This is a genomic window from Bradyrhizobium sp. sGM-13 (assembly GCF_018398875.1).
Taxonomy (GTDB): Bacteria; Pseudomonadota; Alphaproteobacteria; order Rhizobiales; family Xanthobacteraceae; genus Bradyrhizobium.
Map to the genome: position 1 here is coordinate 98496 of NZ_JAGWDK010000019.1, position 18147 is coordinate 116642.

Sequence of the window (18147 nt, forward strand, 5' to 3'; positions counted from 1 at the left end):
GCGCCTGGCTGCGGTCAAGCCAGTTTCGTCTCGCCTGATCGCGCACGCAAGGCACTGAACGTATCCACCTTGATTTCGGCGCTTGAGCCATCGGCGAAGGAGAGGTTTACCGGATGGAAGCCGATATCCAACGTCAACTGGTCCGACCCATCTCCGAAGGACACCGTCGCGACATTTCCTGATATCGTGACGTTCATATTCTCGGCCGACAAGCCCGCGCCCAGTTTGATGGTAACGTCGCGGTTGGTGAAGACGGTATCCTTGCCGTCGCCGGCATTGAACAGGATTGTGGAGCCCCGGTCAGCGCGAATTGTATCGTCGCCCGTACCGCCGCTGACGATCGTTCCGTTGTCCGCATCGATGGTGTCGTTGCCCGCACCGCCCTCGACATAACTGCCGACAAGAGCTGAGATCGAATCGTTGCCGTCACCACCATAGGCGCGGCTGTCGGACCATACCGAGATCGTGTCATTCCCCGCGCCGCCATCGACCAGGCTCTCCGACCAGGCGCTGATCGTGTCGTTTCCGGCGCCGCCCCTCGTCACGGTACTTGACCAGGCGCGCACCATGTCGTCGCCATCGCCGGCATCCACGGCGCTGTCGGACCAGACGTCGATCTGGTCGTTGCCGGCGCCGCCATAGACCGCCGATCCCGACCAGGCACGGAGCGAGTCGTTACCCGCGCCACCATCGACGACGCTATCGGACCAAGCATCGATCGTATCGTTGCCATCGCCGCCATCGGCGAGAGTCTTGGTCCAACCGGACAGCGCGTCGTCGCCGTCGGTCCCCGGGCGATATGACATTCCCAGTTCCTGCAACCGCAGCAAGAACGCCTGTACCACCGGCGATTGGCCGATGCTGCCGGTGGACGGGGTTGAAGGTCCGCTTTGCGATTTCTCGTTCGATGAAGCCTGATGGTTGGACGCCAGCGTGGCCAAAAGCCTGGGCGGCTCCGGCGGCTGCGGCAACGACCAGGGTCGGAACGATGGGGAAAGAGGATTGTAGAGCACTCTCATGGCGGCATTTCCAAACCCAGTTGCCGCCCTCTGCAAGCGGCGACATGCTGTGAAGATGTCTGAACGGTATCGCGATGCTCCTAAGAAATAATTACTCGTCTACCTAAGGATGTATCGAAGGATGCTTGTCGGCAGCATTATTATTTCGGGCAGCATTACAATTTCGGACAAGTGAGCATCGTCCGCGAATGGCAGCGTCCGGCAACCAACGCCGGACGCTGCGAGCGCAAGATATTGGTGGCCTTACTTCTTATAGGCGGCGATCACGGCTTCACCATCGGCACCCGCCTTCTTGAGCCAATCGGCCGTCAACTGCTCGCCGATCTTCTCGAGGCCGGACTTCAGCGCCGGAGGTGGCGGCAGCACCTTCATCTTGTTGGCCTGAAGCTGTTCGAGATACCACTTCGCCTTTTCTTCCGCGAGCTTCCAGCCGCGTTCTTCTGCAACCGCCGCGGCCTTCAGGATCGCGTCCTGCGTCGGCTTGTCGAGCGCGTCGAACGCCGCCTTGTTCACGAAGGTGACGTTCTTCGGAATCCAGGCTTGCGTATCATAGAAATGCGTCATGGTTTCCCAGGACTTGCTGTCGTAGCCGGTCGAGCCCGAGGTCATGAACGCGTTCACAACGCCGGTGGCCAGCGCCTGCGGCAGTTCCGCTGCCTGGATGGTGACGGGCTGCGCGCCGACGAGTTCGGCGATGCGCGAGGTGCCGACGTTATAGGCGCGCCACTTCAAGCCTTTCATATCCTCGACCGTGTTGAGGTCTTTCTTGGCATAAATGCCCTGTGGACCCCACGGCACCGCGAACAGAAGCATCAGTCCCTGCGAGGCGAGCTTCTTTTCGATGGCGGGCTTCGAGGCGAGCCACAGCTTCTTGGCTGCCGGATAGCTCGTCGCCAGGAAGGGGATCACGTCGATGCCGAACATCGGATCTTCGTTCTCATGCAGCGAGATCAGAACCTCGCCGGCCTGCGCCTGGCCGGTTGCGACCGCGCGTTTGATTTCCGGCGCCTTGAACAGCGACGCGGCGGGGTGCACGGTGATCTGCAGCTTGTTGCCGGTTGCATCGGCAACGTCCTTGGCGAACGCGATCAGATTCACCGAATGCGGATTGTCCGCCGGATAGGCCGCCGGAAGATTCCATTTTGTTTGCGCCATTGCGGGGGCGGCAAGCGCCGCGATGCAGGCGGCCAATGCGCACGTCTTTATAAGTCTGAACATGACAATACCTTTCTCTAGCCAGGGAACGCGATCCGCGGCAGCAGCATCACGATATCAGGAAAGACCGTGATGATGGCAACCGCCAGAACGAGCAAGAAGAAGAACGGCAAGGCCGCCTTGGCGACCGTGTTGGAATCCTTGCCGCTCATGGTCTGCAGGACGAACAGGTTGAAGCCGACGGGCGGAGAGACCTCCGCCATTTCCACCACCAGCACCAGGAAGATTCCGAACCAGACCAGATCGAAGCCGGCCTGCTTCACCATCGGAATGACAATGGCGGTCGTCAGCACGATCATGGAGATGCCGTCGAGTGCCGTGCCGAGCACGACGTACATCACGGTCAGCGCCGCAATCAGCGCATAGGGGCTGAGCTGGAGGCCGTTCACCCAGTTCGCGAGCGCCATCGGGATGCCGGTATAGGCCATCGACGTGCCCATATAGGAGGCGCCCGCCAGGATCAGCAGGATCATGCAATTGACCCGTGTTGCGCCCATGACGCTAGCCCAGAACGATTGCCAGGTCAGCGCGCCCTGCCACCAGGCAATCGCGAGCGACCCCAACACGCCCCAGGCCGCGCATTCCGTCGCGGTCGCCCAGCCCATCAGCAGCGACAGAAAGACGAAAATGATCAGCAGCAGACAAGGAATGAGATTGAGCGACTCGGCAATGCGCCTGCGGAGGCTCATGGATGGTTCGGCCGGCGGAGTCCGGTTCGGATTGGCGAGCGACCAGATCGCAATGTAACCGGAATAGAGCGTCATCACCAACACGCCCGGCAGAAACCCGGCGAGAAAAACCTGAATGATGGAGACGTTCGCCTGCACGGCGTAGACCACCATGGTGATCGACGGCGGAATGAGAATGCCGAGCGTGCCCGCACCGGCCAGCGAGCCGAGGCTCAAGCCTTCGTCGTAGCCGCGCTTCTTCAATTCGGGCAGGGCGATCTTGGCAACGGTGGCGCAGGTCGCGGCTGATGATCCCGACACCGAACCGAACACGCCGCAGGCGAGCACATTGACGTGCATGAGCCGGCCCGGCAACCAGTTCAGCCACGGCGCAAATCCGCGGAACATTTCCTCCGACAGGCGCGTCCGGAATAGAATTTCGCCCATCCAGATGAAGAGCGGCAGCGCGGCTAGCGACCAGGATGCGCTGTTGCCCCACACCGTCGTCGCCAGCACGCTGCCGGCCGGAATGGCGCCGCCGGCGAATTGCATGCCGGCCCATCCCGTCGCCATCAGGGCGACGCCGATCCAGACGCCGGCGCCGAGCAGCAGCGCCAGGAATCCGAGCAGGATGGCGGCGATGGAAAGCAGCTCCATCTCAGACCCCGCTCTGCATGGCACGCTCGACGATTTCCTCGGCGCTCTGCGCCTTCGGCAATTCGTAGCGCGGCGCAAAGCCGCGCAGCACATGGATCAACTCATCCACGAAGGCGATGAAAAGAATCGCGAGGCCGCCGCTGTAGCCGAGTTGCGGAATCCACAGCGGCACCGCGATGACGCCTTGCGAAATATCGGAAAATTTCCACGACTGCCAGGTCATGATCACGGCATGCCAGGCGAAGAAGCCGATGAAGCCGACACCGACCAGGAGGGCTGCGATCTCGACATAATGACGCACATTATCGCTGAGGCGGTCGATCAACAGGCCGACACGGATCATCTCGCCGTGCTTGAATGTATGCGCGAGCCCGAGGAAAGCGGTCGCCGCCATGCACCAGGAGATGAAATCGTCGCCCGCTGGAATATTGATGCCAAACGGCCGGCCGCCCGACAGCAGCAGCATCAGGACAAAAATCGCAATGAGGAAAAGTCCGGCAAGATAACCGGAGAAAAGGTAGAGCCGATCGAGAAACACGCGGATCATAATGAGTCCTTACCCCTCGCACGCATATTGCCGGGAAGCAATAGACGTACCACTTTCGGTCGTTCCTTATGGAAGGGCCTATCGATCCGCGCCCCGCCCACGCGACCGAAATCAGCCTTCTAAGGTGATAGGTTTTCGGAGTTGCTCCGGACAGTCAAGGCAGGACGAGGCAAATCCTGCGACTCTTTCGGCGGGATACCATTCCGATCGCGACCGGATCTTGGCTCTAGTCCTTTTCTCGTGCAAAGCGAGGTGAAAGCAGAGCGCGTCAGCCGCGCCTGGCACCGCCTGACGGCCGGGTGAGCCGCAACCTGCGATGGGTGCGGGGCAGAAACTGCTTGCCCTTGGCGCTGAGGAAATCGAGCATCGCCTGCGCCGGCGGCAGCAACACCTTGTCCCTGCGCGCAAGCGCGAACCATTGCCGCACGATCGGCAGGCCATCGACGTCCAGGGTGACCAGGCGCCGTTCGTCGAGCTCGGTCGCGACCGTGTGCGCAGAGAGGAAGGCGATGCCTAGCCCTGCGATCACTGCCTGCTTGATGGTTTCGTTGCTGCTCATGGCGAGGCCGATCTTGGGCCGGATGCCCGACGTCTCGAACAATTGCTCCATCAGCCCGCGCGTTCCGGACCCGGGCTCGCGCGTCAGGAAGGTTTCGCCGGCAAGCTCGCGTAGCGCGATGCGGGATTTTCGTGCCAGCCGATGCGCAGTCGGCGCGATGATGACGTGGGGATGATCACCGATCAGGTGGACGTTCATGTCAATATCGGCGGGTGGGCGGCCCATGATCGCGAAGTCGAGATCGTAGCCGCGCAGCGCCTCGCCGACTTCCTGGCGGTTGCCGATCGAGAGCGTGATTTCGACGTTCGGATAGAGCTTCGAGAAGCCGGAGATCATGAACGGCACGAAATATTTCGCCGTCGAGACCGCGCCGATCGAGATGCGGCCCGCGGTCTTTCCCGCCATCATCTCCAACGTAGTCTCGCAGTCGGTGATCGCTGCCTCGATCCGCTCGGCGAGCGCCAATACCTCGCGCCCGGCATCCGTCAGCAGCATGCCGTCGCCGGTGCGCTGGATCAGCGGCAATCCTGCGACCGCCTGTAGGTTGCGTAGCTGCAACGTTACCGCGGGCTGTGTCAGGTATAGCTGCTTCGACGCCGCGGTAACCGACCGGTGCTTTTGCACGGCGGCCAGCGCGCGCAATTGGCGGATGGTCAATTCGCGCAACAACCGGCCGGCCATGGCACGTCTCCATTATAACAAAAACTTTGCTCAGGCCAAAGATAACAAAATTTCCCTAATTCAGCAAACTGCGCTTGCTTAAGAGCGCGGGTCGCCAATCGGCGGACGCTTCGACAGCGCCGAGAGAGCGCACCGGGAGACGGCCATGGACGAACGCGTGACGCTGCGTTCACATCTCGAGAAGTCGATTGCGCTGATCCCGCATGGCGCGGCGGTCGGTGCGGTGATCGAGGCCATTGCCGCCGCTGCGATCGAACTCGCCGCGCTGATTGCGAACGGACCGCTCGTTGATATCACCGGGCAGGATAGCGGCATCAATTCCGACGGCGACCGGCAGAAAGACATCGACATCGTCGCCGACGAAATGATGCGCCGTGCGCTGCGCGACGCGCCGGTGGCGGCGGTCCTTTCCGAGGAGGCGGCGCTGCCGGAAACCTTGCGGCCTGAGGCGCACCTGTGTGTTGCGATCGATCCGCTCGACGGATCGGCCAATCTCGAAAACAACATCTCGATCGGCACCATCTTTTCGATCCGCCCGAGAGGCAACGACATCCTTTCGACCTTCTTTGAGCCCGGCACGGCGCAATGCGCGGCAGGCTTTTTGGTCTACGGTCCACAAACCACGCTCGTCCTCGCGCTCAACGCGCGCGTCGACATCTTCATTCTCGACAGGCGCGCGAGGGAATTTCTGCTGATCCGGCAGGCCGTGCAGGTCGCGCGCGATACGCCGGAGTTTGCCATCAACGCGTCCAATCGCCGGCACTGGCATGGTCCCGTTCGCGCCTACATCGATGAATGTCTCGCCGGTACCAGCGGTGGCGGTGAGGCGGATTTCAACATGCGCTGGATCGGTTCGCTGGTTGCGGAATCGCTTCGCATTCTGGCGCGCGGCGGCGTGTTTCTCTATCCGGCCGATGCCCGCCCCAGCTATCGCGAAGGGAGGATTCGCCTGCTGTACGAGGCCCATCCGATGGCGCTGGTAATGGAATGGGCCGGCGGCGCGGCCTCGACCGGACGGCGGCGAATTCTAGAAGTGGCTGCGAGGACGCCGCACCAGCGGGTGCCGCTGATCATGGGTTCTATGCGTGGCGTGCGCGACATCGCCGCCATTCACGAAAGGATCGAGCCGATGTTCGACAATAGCGACGCGCCGCTGTTCGCGCGGCGCGGCCTGTTCCGCTGACGGGGCATCATGATGTCACGGGCTCATCCCATCATATCGATTACGGGTTCGTCGGGCGCCGGCACGACGTCGGTGAAGAAGACGTTCGAGCAGATCTTCCGCCGCGAAAAGGTGGTCGCGGCCTACATCGAAGGCGATGCCTTCCATCGTTACAATCGTTTCGAGATGCGCAGCAAGATGCTGGAGGAGGCCGAGCGCGGCAACAAGCATTTCAGCCATTTCAGTCCGGAAACCAACTTGTTCGAGGAACTCGAAAAAGTGTTTCGCGACTACGGTGAATCCGGCACCGGAATGACGCGTCACTACGTCCACGACGAGGAAGAGGCGAAGCTGTACGGCGCTAAACCGGGAACATTCACCGAATGGGACCAATTGCCGGCAGGGTCCGACCTACTGTTTTACGAAGGGTTGCACGGCGCGGTCGTGACCGACAAGGTTAACGTGGCGCAGCATGCCGATCTCAAGATCGGCGTCGTGCCGGTGATCAACCTGGAATGGATCCAGAAGCTGCATCGCGATCGTCGCGACCGCGGCTATACCGCCGAGGCGGTGACCGACACCATCCTGCGGCGAATGCCGGATTATGTGAACTACATCTGTCCGCAGTTCGCCGAGACCGACATCAATTTCCAGCGCGTTCCGACCGTCGATACGTCGAACCCGTTCATCGCGCGGTGGATTCCGACGCCCGACGAATCGATGGTGGTGATTCGTCTCAAGAATCCGCGCGGCATCGATTTTCCCTATCTGCTGTCGATGATTCCGCACAGCTTCATGTCGCGCGCCAATTCGATCGTGATCCACGGGGCAAAGCTCGACCTGGCGATGCAGCTCATCCTCACCCCACTGATCCTGCAACTGATGGAACGCAAGAGGCGCACGATATGAACGCTCCCGCTCTGTCCCGCATAGCCAGCCGCCCGGATCTGTCGCACGCAGAGATGGCCAACGCGATCCGTTTCCTGGCAATCGACGCCGTTGAAAAGGCGAAGTCCGGTCATCCGGGCATGCCGATGGGCATGGCTGACGTCGCGACCGTTCTGTTTTCGCGCTTCCTCAAATTCGATCCCTCGGATCCGGCGTGGCCGGATCGCGACCGCTTCGTGCTGTCGGCCGGCCATGGCTCGGTGCTGCTGTATGCACTTCTGCACCTGACGGGGTACGAAGGCATGACGCTGAACGAACTCAGGGCCTTCCGCCAATGGGGGTCGAAGACACCGGGACATCCCGAATATGGCCATACGGCGGGTGTCGAGACGACCACCGGACCTCTCGGGCAGGGCATTGCCACGGCCGTTGGTATGGCGCTGGCCGAGCGGCTGATGAACGCCCGCTTTGGCGACGACTGCGTCGATCATTTCACCTATGTAATCGCGGGCGACGGCTGCCTGATGGAGGGGATCAGCCACGAGGCGATCTCGCTGGCCGGGCATCTCAGGCTCAATCGCCTGATCGTGCTGTTCGACGACAACGAAATCTCGATCGACGGCGCCACGTCGCTGTCATGCTCGGATGATCAGCTCGCACGGTTCAAGGCGGTGGGCTGGTCGGCCAGCCGGATTGACGGCCACGATCCCGAAGCGATCGCGGCCGCGATCGAGCGGGCGCGCAGCAGCGACCGGCCGTCGCTGATTGCCTGCCGCACGATCATCGGTTTCGGCGCGCCGAACCGTCAGGGAACCGAGAAAGTCCATGGCACGCCGCTGGGTGGCGAAGAAGCCGCCAAAACGCGTGATGCGCTGAACTGGCCGCACGCGCCGTTCGAGATTCCGGAAGCCGTCCTTGCGCAGTGGCGTCAGGCAGGCCGCCGCGGGCATGCCGCGCGCCGCTGCTGGATCGAACGGACCAAGCGTCTGAGTTCGGATTCCCGTTCGCCATTTCACGATGCGCTGAATCGCAACCTGCCGTGCAGCTATGCGCAAGCAATGACAAAGCTGCGCGATGACTTCGCGACCGAGCGACCCAATATTGCCACCCGGCAGGCGTCGCAGCGCGTGATCGATGCCATCGCCGAGGCGCTGCCCAATCTGCTCGGTGGCTCGGCGGATCTCACGCATTCCAACCTGACGCGAGCCAGGACCCAGCGGCCGGTACAGCCTGGCTCCTTTGCAGGCAGCTATATTCACTATGGCGTGCGCGAGCACGCCATGGCGGCGGCGATGAACGGCATCGCGCTGCATGGCGGCTTCATCCCCTATGGCGGTACGTTCCTCAGCTTCGCCGACTACAGCCGTCCGGCGATCCGGCTGGCGGCGCTGATGAACATTCGTGTCATCCATGTGATGACGCACGACTCCATCGGGCTGGGCGAGGATGGCCCCACCCATCAGCCGGTCGAACATCTGGCATCGCTTCGAGCGATCCCCAATCTACTGATCTTTCGACCGGGCGACGCCGTCGAGACCGCCGAGGCGTGGGACTGCGCGCTACGGGCGCAGGCCAGTCCGTCCGTGCTGTGTCTGTCGCGGCAAGCGCTGCCTGCCTTCCGCGAAGGCGGGTGTGACAATCTGGTCGCGCGCGGCGCCTATGTCGTCGTTGAGCCGGAGGGCGGACGCGATGTCACGCTGATTGCGACCGGATCGGAAGTCTCGATCGCCATCGAGGCTGCGAAAACGCTCGCAAAGGACAATGTCCGTGCGGCCGTCGTCTCGGCGCCGTGCTTCGAGCTGTTTCGTCAGCAGTCCCAGGAGTACCGGGCGGAGGTTCTTGGAGACGCCCCGCGGGTCGGGGTCGAAGCCGCGATCGAGGGCGATTGGGCGCGCTGGCTCGGCGACGGCGGCGAATTCGTCGGTATGACCGGCTTTGGCGCATCTGCACCGGCGGAAACGCTCTACCGCGAATTCGGCATTACCTCGAACGCCGTCGCCACAGCGGCGATGCGCTGCATCGCGCGGTCAAGGATGGCGGCAACCTGGGCATGACGATCACATGAGAGTAATGACACGGAGATTCCGATGGCGCTGATAACGCTGAGGCAATTGCTGGATCATGCCGCCGAGCATGGCTATGGCGTGCCGGCATTCAACATCAACAACATGGAGCAGGGCCTTGCCATCATGGAGGCGGCGGCTGCTGTCGATGCGCCCGTCATCATCCAGGCCTCGCGGGGCGCCCGCTCTTACGCCAACGATATCATGCTGGCGAAGATGATCGAGGCGCTGGAAGAGATGTATCCGCAGATCCCGCTCTGCCTGCACCAGGATCACGGCAACGAGGAATCGACCTGCGCCACCGCGCTGCAGCACGGCTTCACGTCGGTGATGATGGACGGCTCGCTGATGGCCGATGCCAAGACTCCGGCGAGCTACCGATACAACGTCGACATCACCCGCCGCGTGGTTGACATGGCGCACTGGATCGGCGCTTCCGTCGAAGGCGAATTGGGCGTGCTCGGCTCGCTGGAGCATGGCGGCGGCGAGCAGGAGGACGGTCACGGCGTCGAAGGCGAGGTCAGCCACGACCAGTTGCTGACCGATCCGGATCAGGCCGTCGACTTCGTTCGCGCTACCAAGGTCGATGCGCTGGCGATCGCGATGGGGACTTCCCACGGCGCCTACAAATTCTCGCGCAAGCCGGACGGCGACATCCTTGCCATGAGGGTGGTCGAGGAAATCCATCACCGGCTGCCCAACACGCATCTGGTGATGCATGGCTCGTCCTCGGTGCCGCAGCCGCTGCAGGACGCATTCAACCAGTTCGGCGGCGAGATGCCGCAGACCTGGGGCGTGCCGGTCGAGGAAATCGTCCGCGGCATCAAGCACGGTGTCCGAAAGGTCAATATCGATACCGACTGCCGGTTGGCGATGACTGCGGCGTTCCGCAAGGTCGCAACGCAGAGCAGAAACGAGTTCGACCCGCGCAAATTTCTGAAACCGGCGATGGATGGCTTGCGCGATCTTTGCCGCGAGCGCTTCGAGCAATTCGGCACGGCGGGGCATGCGTCCCAGATCAAGGTCGTCCCATTGGCTGAGATGGCGCGACGCTACCGTTCGGGCGCACTCGATCCACAAATCGGAGGAATAGCCGATGCCGCCGAATGAGCTGACGACGCGTTCGATCCCGGCCAATCGCCGCACACCACCCAAGGAGAGCGATATGAACATGCACTCGATGACTGTCCGCGGCAAGGATCGCTACAAATCCGGCGTTCTCGAATACAAGAAGATGGGCTATTGGGAGCCCGACTACGAGCCCAAGGACACCGACATCATCGCGCTGTTCCGCGTCACGCCGCAGGACGGGGTCGATCCGATCGAGGCGTCGGCGGCGGTCGCCGGCGAATCCTCGACCGCGACCTGGACCGTGGTGTGGACCGACCGGCTGACGGCGGCGGAGAAATACCGCGCCAAATGTTTTCGCGTCGATCCCGTGCCGAATTCGCCGGGCCAGTATTTTGCCTACATCGCCTACGACCTCGACCTGTTCGAGCCCGGATCGATCGCCAATTTGTCGGCCTCGATCATCGGCAACGTGTTCGGCTTCAAGCCGTTGAAGGCATTACGGCTCGAGGATATGCGGCTGCCGGTGGCCTACGTGAAGACGTTCCAGGGGCCTGCGACGGGCATCGTGGTCGAGCGCGAGCGCATGGACAAGTTTGGCCGGCCGCTGCTCGGCGCCACGGTGAAGCCGAAGCTCGGCCTATCCGGGCGCAATTACGGGCGCGTGGTGTATGAGGCGCTGAGGGGCGGGCTCGATTTCACCAAGGACGACGAGAACATCAACTCGCAGCCGTTCATGCATTGGCGCGAGCGGTTTCTCTATTGCATGGAGGCCGTCAACAAGGCGCAGGCCGCGACCGGCGAGATCAAGGGTACCTATCTCAACGTCACCGCCGGCACGATGGAGGACATGTACGAGCGCGCCGAGTTTGCCAAGGAGCTCGGCTCGGTCATCATCATGATCGATCTCGTGATCGGCTACACCGCGATCCAGTCGATGGCCAAATGGGCGCGCCGCAACGACATGATCCTGCATCTGCATCGTGCCGGTCATTCCACCTATACCCGGCAGCGCAGCCACGGCGTCTCGTTCCGGGTGATCGCGAAATGGATGCGGCTTGCGGGCGTCGATCACATCCATGCCGGCACCGTGGTCGGCAAGCTCGAGGGCGATCCGGCGACCACGCGCGGCTATTACGACATCTGCCGCGAGGACTACAATCCGATGCGTCTGGAGCACGGCGTGTTCTTCGACCAGCATTGGGCGAGCCTCAACAAGCTGATGCCGGTCGCGTCCGGCGGCATTCACGCCGGGCAGATGCATCAACTGCTCGATCATCTCGGCGAAGACGTGATCCTGCAGTTTGGCGGCGGCACGATCGGCCATCCCATGGGCATTCAGGCCGGCGCGACCGCCAACCGCGTGGCGCTGGAAGCCATGATTCTCGCGCGCAATGAAGGCCGCGACTATCTGCACGAGGGTCCTGAGATTCTCGCCAAAGCCGCAGAGACCTGCACGCCGCTGAAATCGGCGCTGGAAGTCTGGAAGGACGTCACCTTCAACTACGAATCGACCGACATGCCCGACTACGTGCCCACGCCCTCTGTCGCGCTTTAAGGAGCGGAAATCATGCGCATTACCCAAGGCTGCTTCTCGTTTCTGCCCGATCTCACCGACGAGCAGATCTCCCGCCAGGTCCAGTATTGCCTGGAGAATGGCTGGGCGGTGAACATCGAATTCACCGACGATCCACATCCCCGCAACAATCTCTGGGAAATGTGGGGATTGCCGATGTTCGATCTCCGCGACGCCGCCGGCGTGATGATGGAGCTGAACCAATGCCGCAAAGTGTATGGTAACAGCTACATCCGCCTGTCGGCATTCGATTCCAGTCACGGCTGGGAATCGGTGCGGCTGTCCTTCATCGTCAACCGACCGAAGGAGGAACCCGGCTTCCGCCTCGAGCGGCATGAAGTTGCCGGCCGCAACATCCGCTACACGACCAAATCATACGCCGCCGACCGTCCGGAGGGCCGGCGCTACGGTTAGTCACTGGTTCGGTCCGACAGACGCGTTCTCCCTGATCGTGCCTTTCGTCTGCCGGATGCACTGCTCCGTCGCTGTCGAAGCGGCGACGGAGTTTTTTCGGGCTGCGCATGCATTGCGTCGAGGTTTGCCAGATGGACATGGATACCGCCGACATGACAGACACGGTCAACCTCCGCGAGGAGCTCGAATCCGTCGGCATTGAGGAAATCCTCACGCAGCTCGACCGCGAGCTGATCGGGCTAGCGCCCGTCAAAACCCGTATCCGCGAAATCGCATCGCTCTTGCTGATCGAACGTATCCGCAAGCGTCTGAATCTGACGTCGGAGGTGCCGACACTGCATATGTCGTTCACCGGCAATCCCGGCACCGGCAAGACCACGGTAGCGCTGCGGATTGCGAGCATTCTCCACAGGCTCGGCTTCGTGCGCCGCGGCCAGGTGGTGTCGGTTACCCGCGATGAGCTGGTTGGACAATATATCGGCCACACCGCGCCGAAAACCAAGGAAGTGCTGAAGAAGGCGATGGGCGGCGTGCTTTTCATCGACGAAGCCTATTATCTCCACCGGCCCGACAACGAACGCGATTACGGTCAGGAAGCGATCGAGATACTGTTGCAGGTGATGGAAACCCAGCGCGAGGATCTCGTGGTGATTCTTGCCGGTTACGGCGATCGGATGGATAAATTCTTCGCCAGCAATCCCGGCTTCCGCTCCCGCATCGCCCATCACATCGATTTTCCGGACTATTCGGAGCCCGAGTTGCTTGCCATCGCCGAGCTGATGCTCGGCGACATGAATTACAAACTCAGCGCCGACGCGCGTGAAGCGTTCATCCGCTACATCGTGCTGCGCAAGACCCAGCCGCTGTTCTCCAACGCGCGCTCGATCCGAAACGCGCTCGATCGCATGCGCCTGCGCCAAGCCAATCGTCTCGTCGCCGATCTCGATCGCGTGCTGACCGCTGACGACATCATGTCGCTGGAGGCGTCAGACGTGCTCGCCAGCCGGGTCTTTCTGAGAGACAAGCCGATGGTTCGCTCCGAGTGAAGAGGAACAAGCACCCGACCGTTGATTTTACTGGATTTTCGTTGGAAGTTGATCGTGTTCGTTGCGTTCTGGCGAGATTGGTTCTGGTGCGATAGATTGGAGGACCGAGGATTGACGCATGAGGACGAACGCGAACGTTGAACTCGACGCCGGCGGCAAGACATTTGCCTCCGGTCTGCTGCCGGATTTGATAGCCGCATTACGCCGTAGCCGTAAGGGCGATCTGCTGGCCGTGATCAGCGGCGATCCAAGTATCGGCCCCGAACTCGAGGCATGGTGTCGCTTCACCCGCAACAGCCTGGTCGACACAGCAGTCGAAGACGGCCGCACGCGCTGGGTGCTTCGGTACGGAGAGGCTCCGGAGAATGTAGGTGAAGATCGGCCTGTCGGCTCTCGATTATGGCTTTACACCAACTTCGATTGCAACCTGAGTTGCGACTATTGCTGCGTGCGCTCGTCACCCAAAGTTCCGCGGCGGGCGCTCGGCGTCGAGCGGGTGCGGCGGATTGCGATCGAGGCGGCAGAGCTCGGCGTGAAGGAAATATTTGTGACCGGTGGTGAGCCGTTCATGCTGCCGGATATCGGCGAAATTATTGCCGCATGTGCTACGGCGGCGCCCACCACGGTTCTCACCAACGGTATGCTGTTTGCCGGGCGCCGGCTCGAAGCACTGCGCTCATTGCCTCGCGAGCGCGTCACCCTGCAGATCAGCCTCGACAGTCCGACGCCGGAGCGCCACGACCACCATCGTGGAAAGGGGGCGTGGGCGCGCGCCTGGAAGGGAATCGAGCGGGCCCGTGCCGAAGGATTCCGCGTGCGATTGGCCGCGACAGTGTCAACTGACGCGGAGGCTGAAGAGTTTCGCAGCTTCCTTGACGCCCATCAGGTCAGCGAGGAGAACCGGGTGATCAGGCGAATTGCGCTGCGAGGCGCCGCTACGCGGGGCATCGCTGTGGCAAGGGCAGACTTGGTGCCCGAGGTGACGATCACGGCGGAAGGCGTGTTCTGGCATCCGGTCGGCGCCGAGGATAACGATCTATTGGTCAGCGGCGAAATCTTTCCGCTCGCCGAATCCTTCGCAGCCGTGCGCCGCGCCTTCTATCGCGAATCTGAGCATCAGCGCCGGTTGGCAACGATTTTTAATTGCGCCTGATGAGGTCGCGGAGGTGCGTTTACGGCCGCTCCAAGAAACCTTGCTGCGCCGACGCTTCCCGCAGTGATGCATATGCTTCAAGCTGTGGCGCGACCCACTGGCGCAACCCTTCCGCCTCGAGCACGGAACGATGGATCGGGTTGTCGAAGCTCATGGCGAAGAGCGCCCTGGCAAACTGCTGCTCCAGCGCCGGGTCGAGATCGGACCGAGCTGTGAACATGCAGTGATTGAAGGGCGGCGAACTCCATATCTCGGTTAGCGCACCTTCCGGCACCAGGCGCTGGGCGCGTACGGCATCCCAGAAGGGGCTGCCGATGGCGCCGGCATCGGCGCGGCCGTCGAGCACCGCGCGAACGACCTCGGACTCGCTCGTCCCGGTATCACCGTGCTTGCCGACATCGCTGTTGAAGCGCAGCGTTCCATAGTCTTTCCCCTCAGCCATCGCGTCGCGCCCCAGAAAATACACTGGGAGGATAGCCGCATGGCCGCTGTCACGGCTGCCGAGCGCGAGGGTGCGGTTCTTCAGATCGGCAAGCCTGGCGACGGGTCCACCGGTTACCGCGACGATCTTGGTCATCCAGCCCACATCGGTGTCGCGCATCGCGATGGGTCGGCAACGCCGATCGCTCCACGCCTCGGACTGGACAAAAGCGAGGTTCGTATTCCATCCGATGTCGATGCGCGGCAGCGCATCGCCAGGCAGGGCAAGGAGGGCCGCGACTTGGGATTCGTAGCTCTGAAATAGCACCACCTCGACGGGGAGATGCGCTTCCTCGTGAAAGTACCGCCGCATCCCCTCCCAGATACTGACCACCTTTGGATCATATGCGACCGCACCTAACCAGATCGTCCGGCTCATGATGGCCTCACTGTCGGCTTGAAGTTCAGATACGATCAGTTCACTTGCAATTCGCTTGCCGAAGTTTCCGAACGCGTCACCGCATTCAGAACAACGGTATTCCCAAGATGGCCTTGCCGATGAAGTCGCGCAGAACATCGCCCGTCGGCGCCATGACAGCGCCTGCATGGGCGTCGCGGAACAATCGCTCGATGGCCAGATGCTTGGAGAACGCCGCCCCTCCGCACACCCGCATGGCGGCCGAGGTGACGGCGATCGCGACTTCGCCTGCCGCCGCCTTGCTCTCGAGCACGCGCAGCATGGTGGTATCCCGGGGACGCTCGAGGTGATCGACGAGATCGTCGATGCGTGCCGCAAGCCCGTCTGTGTCGATCTGCATCGTCGCTAGTTGGGCGCGAAGCGTCTGCAGGCTCTCTCCGAGGGTCTGGCCCAAATGATCGAAGCGCGCGCTATTGAGATGAGACGCTGTGCCCGCGACTGCGGCCCGGCAAAGCCCCAGCGCGACCGCCGAGGTTCCAAGGTTGAACAGCGGAAGCACGATCTCCAGCATCGCCTTGAAGCCGGCACCGTCATCCGTCAGTTGGAGACCGGGTGCAATTTCGCAATCTTCGAGGGTCATCGGCGCGGAAGCATTGGCGCGCATCCCGAGACCATCCCACGGGCCGGCGACCGACAGCCCGGGCGTGTCGCTGGCGACGAGATAGAGCGTCGAATCCGTTGCAGTCGTGCCTTCCGGAGACAGCGCCGAGACCACATAGCTTTGTGCGTGACCCGCACTCGTCACCCACGATTTCTTCGCCGTGAGGTGCACGTTGGCGGCGTTGCGCCTTGCTCGCGAAACGGGCGCCCAGAAGTGACTGCGCGATCCGGCTTCGCTGAATGCCAGGGTGGTCAGGTGTCTTCCCGCCGAAATGTCCTTTAGCGTCTCCGCGACCGTGGCCCCCTGACGGGCCGCTGCAATCGTCGCGGTAGCGCACGCGTGCATCAAATAGACCATCGCCGCTGACGCATCGGCTTCCGCAAACGTTGCGATGACAGCGGCGAGGGTCCGCGGTCCCAAGGCTGCGCCGCCTACCTCCGCGGGCAGCATGAGCCCCAGCAGCCCCGCCGGCCCGAGCGCTGCGATTGCCTCGGATGAAAATCGCCCTTCCTTGTCGTTTTGCCTGGCCGCCGGCGCGAGGATGCGATCGGCTATATCCTTGGCATTCGAAACTGCAGTCGCGTGATCCATGACGACCCCCGATATCCAGGCGCTGACCACCGGGTTCGAGAACGTCGAACCCGCTCTCGGCTACCGATGCTATGCGAGCCGCACCAAGGGATCAACACGATCAGCTCTGGACATGGCAAACTGTTGCCATGCCAGCAGCAGGTGCGGGGCAAAATAACTACGTTCCTCGAAGCCGTTTTGTTACGTCACTCGGAATTTTTTTTTACATCGACGACGCGCCTCCTCGAACCGCACCCAGCGGGCGGCGCTTGCCCGCTTTCGAGTGGAACGCTACCAATGACCAGCAAGGGCGTAACGAGGTCTGTCTCGTGATGGCAAGCTTTCATGACCACGCGCTGCAACTGATCGCAATCGTCGATCCCCTGCGATCCCGGCCGCTGCCGTGAGCTGCGCAGCGATCGGAATCATTGGCAAGGCGCCGCAGCCCGGCCGCTCAAAGACGCGCCTTGCGACGGCCGTTGGTGCCACCACCGCTTCCGAGCTATCTGCCTGCTTTCTGCGCGACGTCGCTGCAGCCATTGAGGCGGTACCCGAGGCGCTCGGCAGGCGCGGCTATGGCGTCTATGCGCCGGCAGGAGCCGAAGACATCATGCGGCAGCTACTTCCGGCAGGATTCGGACTGTTGTTGCAGGTCGGCGACGATCTCGGACACGTGCTGATCGGTGCGGCGCGTGCGCTCCTGGATGCCGGACATGACTGCGTCCTGCTCGTCAATGGCGACAGCCCGACCTTGCCGCCTGGTTTCCTTGTGGGAGCAATCGAAGCCCTGCGCGAGCCCGGTGATCGGATGGTGCTTGGGCCTGCGAGCGACGGCGGCTACTATCTCATTGGCCTTAAGCAGACGCATCAGCATCTGTTCACGCGCATCGCGTGGGGAACGGAAACCGTTGCTCGCAGCACATGTGACCGAGCCGCCGAGATTGGCCTTGCCACGACGCTGCTTCCGGAATGGTACGATGTCGACGACATCGAGAGCTTGGGTTGGCTGCAGGAGGAACTCGTCGGCGCTTCTACACGCTTTCGTAAAGGCGGATTTGCCGCCGCGAGCCGGGCCTTTCTCAAGGCCGGGCTCCAGATAAGCCCGTGAACTGATGGCTGGGAAAATTTCGAACCAATCCGGTCGACTGGCGCGCGCCGCCAAGCATGTTGCTCCGCTTCATCTGTTGGCTGCCATCGGTGTCATCATCGTCGGCATGACGCTCGTAACTCCCTTTGCCTTCGAAACTCTCGGTGACAATGCCTTCATCGCGCTGACGATTCCAGCGGGTCTCTTGACGATCGCCGCGACGGACCTCGCCGAGCGCGCTCCGCAGAAGCACGCGCTCTGGCTCGTGTTTGGAT

At 62.2% G+C, this 18147-nt stretch carries 17 protein-coding genes; 9 read left to right on the plus strand and 8 right to left on the minus strand.

Annotated features, from left to right (window positions below):
• Positions 1 to 14 precede the first annotated feature (14 nt).
• From KJQ96_RS26040 to KJQ96_RS26060, 5 genes are all read right to left on the minus strand, one after another.
• Entirely contained in the window at positions 15 to 1019 is a 1005-nt protein-coding gene (locus KJQ96_RS26040; protein ID WP_213289257.1) for a calcium-binding protein, read from the minus strand.
• Between the two features lie 243 nt (positions 1020 to 1262).
• Positions 1263 to 2237, minus strand: coding sequence for a TRAP transporter substrate-binding protein (locus KJQ96_RS26045; RefSeq protein ID WP_249734513.1), 975 nt, complete (start codon positions 2235 to 2237; stop codon positions 1263 to 1265).
• Between the two features lie 14 nt (positions 2238 to 2251).
• Positions 2252 to 3559 (minus strand): TRAP transporter large permease, encoded by a 1308-nt coding sequence (locus KJQ96_RS26050; protein WP_213289258.1) that lies wholly within the window; start codon positions 3557 to 3559, stop codon positions 2252 to 2254.
• Between the two features lies 1 nt (position 3560).
• Positions 3561 to 4106 (minus strand): TRAP transporter small permease, encoded by a 546-nt coding sequence (locus tag KJQ96_RS26055; protein WP_213289259.1) that lies wholly within the window; start codon positions 4104 to 4106, stop codon positions 3561 to 3563.
• 268 nt (positions 4107 to 4374) lie between these two features.
• Positions 4375 to 5346 carry a LysR family transcriptional regulator gene (locus tag KJQ96_RS26060; RefSeq protein ID WP_213289260.1) on the minus strand — a complete coding sequence of 324 codons (972 nt, stop codon included), beginning with the start codon at positions 5344 to 5346 and terminating at the stop codon, positions 4375 to 4377.
• A gap of 145 nt (positions 5347 to 5491) precedes the next feature.
• Between KJQ96_RS26060 and KJQ96_RS26065 the strand changes: the two genes are divergently transcribed.
• From KJQ96_RS26065 to KJQ96_RS26100, 8 genes are all read left to right on the plus strand, one after another.
• On the plus strand, positions 5492 to 6529 hold the full coding sequence (locus tag KJQ96_RS26065; RefSeq protein WP_213289261.1) for a class 1 fructose-bisphosphatase: 1038 nt from the start codon (positions 5492 to 5494) through the stop codon (positions 6527 to 6529).
• 12 nt (positions 6530 to 6541) lie between these two features.
• Positions 6542 to 7417, plus strand: a complete 876-nt coding sequence (locus KJQ96_RS26070; RefSeq protein WP_213289295.1) for a phosphoribulokinase — start codon at positions 6542 to 6544, stop codon at positions 7415 to 7417.
• A complete protein-coding gene (tkt, locus tag KJQ96_RS26075; protein ID WP_213289262.1) occupies positions 7414 to 9450 on the plus strand; it encodes a transketolase in 2037 nt (678 codons plus the stop codon). The genes KJQ96_RS26070 and tkt overlap by 4 nt, the downstream gene beginning before the upstream one ends.
• Positions 9451 to 9483: 33 nt before the next feature.
• The gene (gene fba / locus KJQ96_RS26080; RefSeq protein WP_213289263.1) at positions 9484 to 10569 is read left to right on the plus strand and encodes a class II fructose-bisphosphate aldolase; all 1086 of its coding nucleotides are present in this window, start codon (positions 9484 to 9486) and stop codon (positions 10567 to 10569) included.
• Positions 10570 to 10624: 55 nt separating this feature from the next.
• The gene (locus KJQ96_RS26085; RefSeq protein ID WP_213289296.1) at positions 10625 to 12085 is read left to right on the plus strand and encodes a form I ribulose bisphosphate carboxylase large subunit; all 1461 of its coding nucleotides are present in this window, start codon (positions 10625 to 10627) and stop codon (positions 12083 to 12085) included.
• Between the two features lie 12 nt (positions 12086 to 12097).
• Positions 12098 to 12517: a ribulose bisphosphate carboxylase small subunit gene (locus KJQ96_RS26090; RefSeq protein WP_213289264.1), complete on the plus strand. Its 420-nt coding sequence runs from the start codon at positions 12098 to 12100 to the stop codon at positions 12515 to 12517.
• Positions 12518 to 12669: 152 nt separating this feature from the next.
• Positions 12670 to 13563 (plus strand): CbbX protein, encoded by an 894-nt coding sequence (gene cbbX, locus KJQ96_RS26095; RefSeq protein ID WP_213289265.1) that lies wholly within the window; start codon positions 12670 to 12672, stop codon positions 13561 to 13563.
• Between the two features lie 118 nt (positions 13564 to 13681).
• A complete protein-coding gene (locus tag KJQ96_RS26100; protein ID WP_213289266.1) occupies positions 13682 to 14716 on the plus strand; it encodes a radical SAM protein in 1035 nt (344 codons plus the stop codon).
• Positions 14717 to 14735: 19 nt separating this feature from the next.
• Here the strand turns inward: KJQ96_RS26100 and KJQ96_RS26105 are convergent, their stop codons facing one another.
• Both KJQ96_RS26105 and KJQ96_RS26110 read right to left on the minus strand, forming a co-directional pair.
• Positions 14736 to 15743 (minus strand): phosphate/phosphite/phosphonate ABC transporter substrate-binding protein, encoded by a 1008-nt coding sequence (locus tag KJQ96_RS26105; RefSeq protein WP_249734515.1) that lies wholly within the window; start codon positions 15741 to 15743, stop codon positions 14736 to 14738.
• Positions 15661 to 16806, minus strand: a complete 1146-nt coding sequence (locus KJQ96_RS26110) for an acyl-CoA dehydrogenase family protein (RefSeq protein ID WP_213289268.1) — start codon at positions 16804 to 16806, stop codon at positions 15661 to 15663. Before KJQ96_RS26110 ends, KJQ96_RS26105 begins: the two co-directional genes overlap by 83 nt.
• Positions 16807 to 17188: 382 nt before the next feature.
• Here KJQ96_RS26110 and KJQ96_RS26115 point away from each other — a divergent pair, with 382 nt between their 5' ends.
• Positions 17189 to 17893: a TIGR04282 family arsenosugar biosynthesis glycosyltransferase gene (locus tag KJQ96_RS26115; RefSeq protein WP_213289269.1), complete on the plus strand. Its 705-nt coding sequence runs from the start codon at positions 17189 to 17191 to the stop codon at positions 17891 to 17893.
• Here KJQ96_RS26115 and KJQ96_RS26120 read toward each other — a convergent pair.
• Complete coding sequence (locus KJQ96_RS26120; RefSeq protein ID WP_213289270.1) at positions 17865 to 18125, minus strand: hypothetical protein; 261 nt, start codon at positions 18123 to 18125, stop codon at positions 17865 to 17867. The two genes, KJQ96_RS26115 and KJQ96_RS26120, sit on opposite strands and share 29 nt — an antisense overlap.
• Between the last annotated feature and the right edge of the window lie 22 nt (positions 18126 to 18147).

Coding starts and splice junctions, on each gene's coding strand:
- KJQ96_RS26040 (WP_213289257.1), bottom strand. CDS start 1,019: ATGAGAGTGCTCTACAATCCTCTTTCCCCATCGTTCCGACCCTGGTCG.
- KJQ96_RS26045 (WP_249734513.1), bottom strand. CDS start 2,237: ATGTTCAGACTTATAAAGACGTGCGCATTGGCCGCCTGCATCGCGGCG.
- KJQ96_RS26050 (WP_213289258.1), bottom strand. CDS start 3,559: ATGGAGCTGCTTTCCATCGCCGCCATCCTGCTCGGATTCCTGGCGCTG.
- KJQ96_RS26055 (WP_213289259.1), bottom strand. CDS start 4,106: ATGATCCGCGTGTTTCTCGATCGGCTCTACCTTTTCTCCGGTTATCTT.
- KJQ96_RS26060 (WP_213289260.1), bottom strand. CDS start 5,346: ATGGCCGGCCGGTTGTTGCGCGAATTGACCATCCGCCAATTGCGCGCG.
- KJQ96_RS26065 (WP_213289261.1), top strand. CDS start 5,492: ATGGACGAACGCGTGACGCTGCGTTCACATCTCGAGAAGTCGATTGCG.
- KJQ96_RS26070 (WP_213289295.1), top strand. CDS start 6,542: ATGTCACGGGCTCATCCCATCATATCGATTACGGGTTCGTCGGGCGCC.
- tkt (WP_213289262.1), top strand. CDS start 7,414: ATGAACGCTCCCGCTCTGTCCCGCATAGCCAGCCGCCCGGATCTGTCG.
- fba (WP_213289263.1), top strand. CDS start 9,484: ATGGCGCTGATAACGCTGAGGCAATTGCTGGATCATGCCGCCGAGCAT.
- KJQ96_RS26085 (WP_213289296.1), top strand. CDS start 10,625: ATGAACATGCACTCGATGACTGTCCGCGGCAAGGATCGCTACAAATCC.
- KJQ96_RS26090 (WP_213289264.1), top strand. CDS start 12,098: ATGCGCATTACCCAAGGCTGCTTCTCGTTTCTGCCCGATCTCACCGAC.
- cbbX (WP_213289265.1), top strand. CDS start 12,670: ATGACAGACACGGTCAACCTCCGCGAGGAGCTCGAATCCGTCGGCATT.
- KJQ96_RS26100 (WP_213289266.1), top strand. CDS start 13,682: ATGAGGACGAACGCGAACGTTGAACTCGACGCCGGCGGCAAGACATTT.
- KJQ96_RS26105 (WP_249734515.1), bottom strand. CDS start 15,743: ATGCAGGCGCTGTCATGGCGCCGACGGGCGATGTTCTGCGCGACTTCA.
- KJQ96_RS26110 (WP_213289268.1), bottom strand. CDS start 16,806: ATGGATCACGCGACTGCAGTTTCGAATGCCAAGGATATAGCCGATCGC.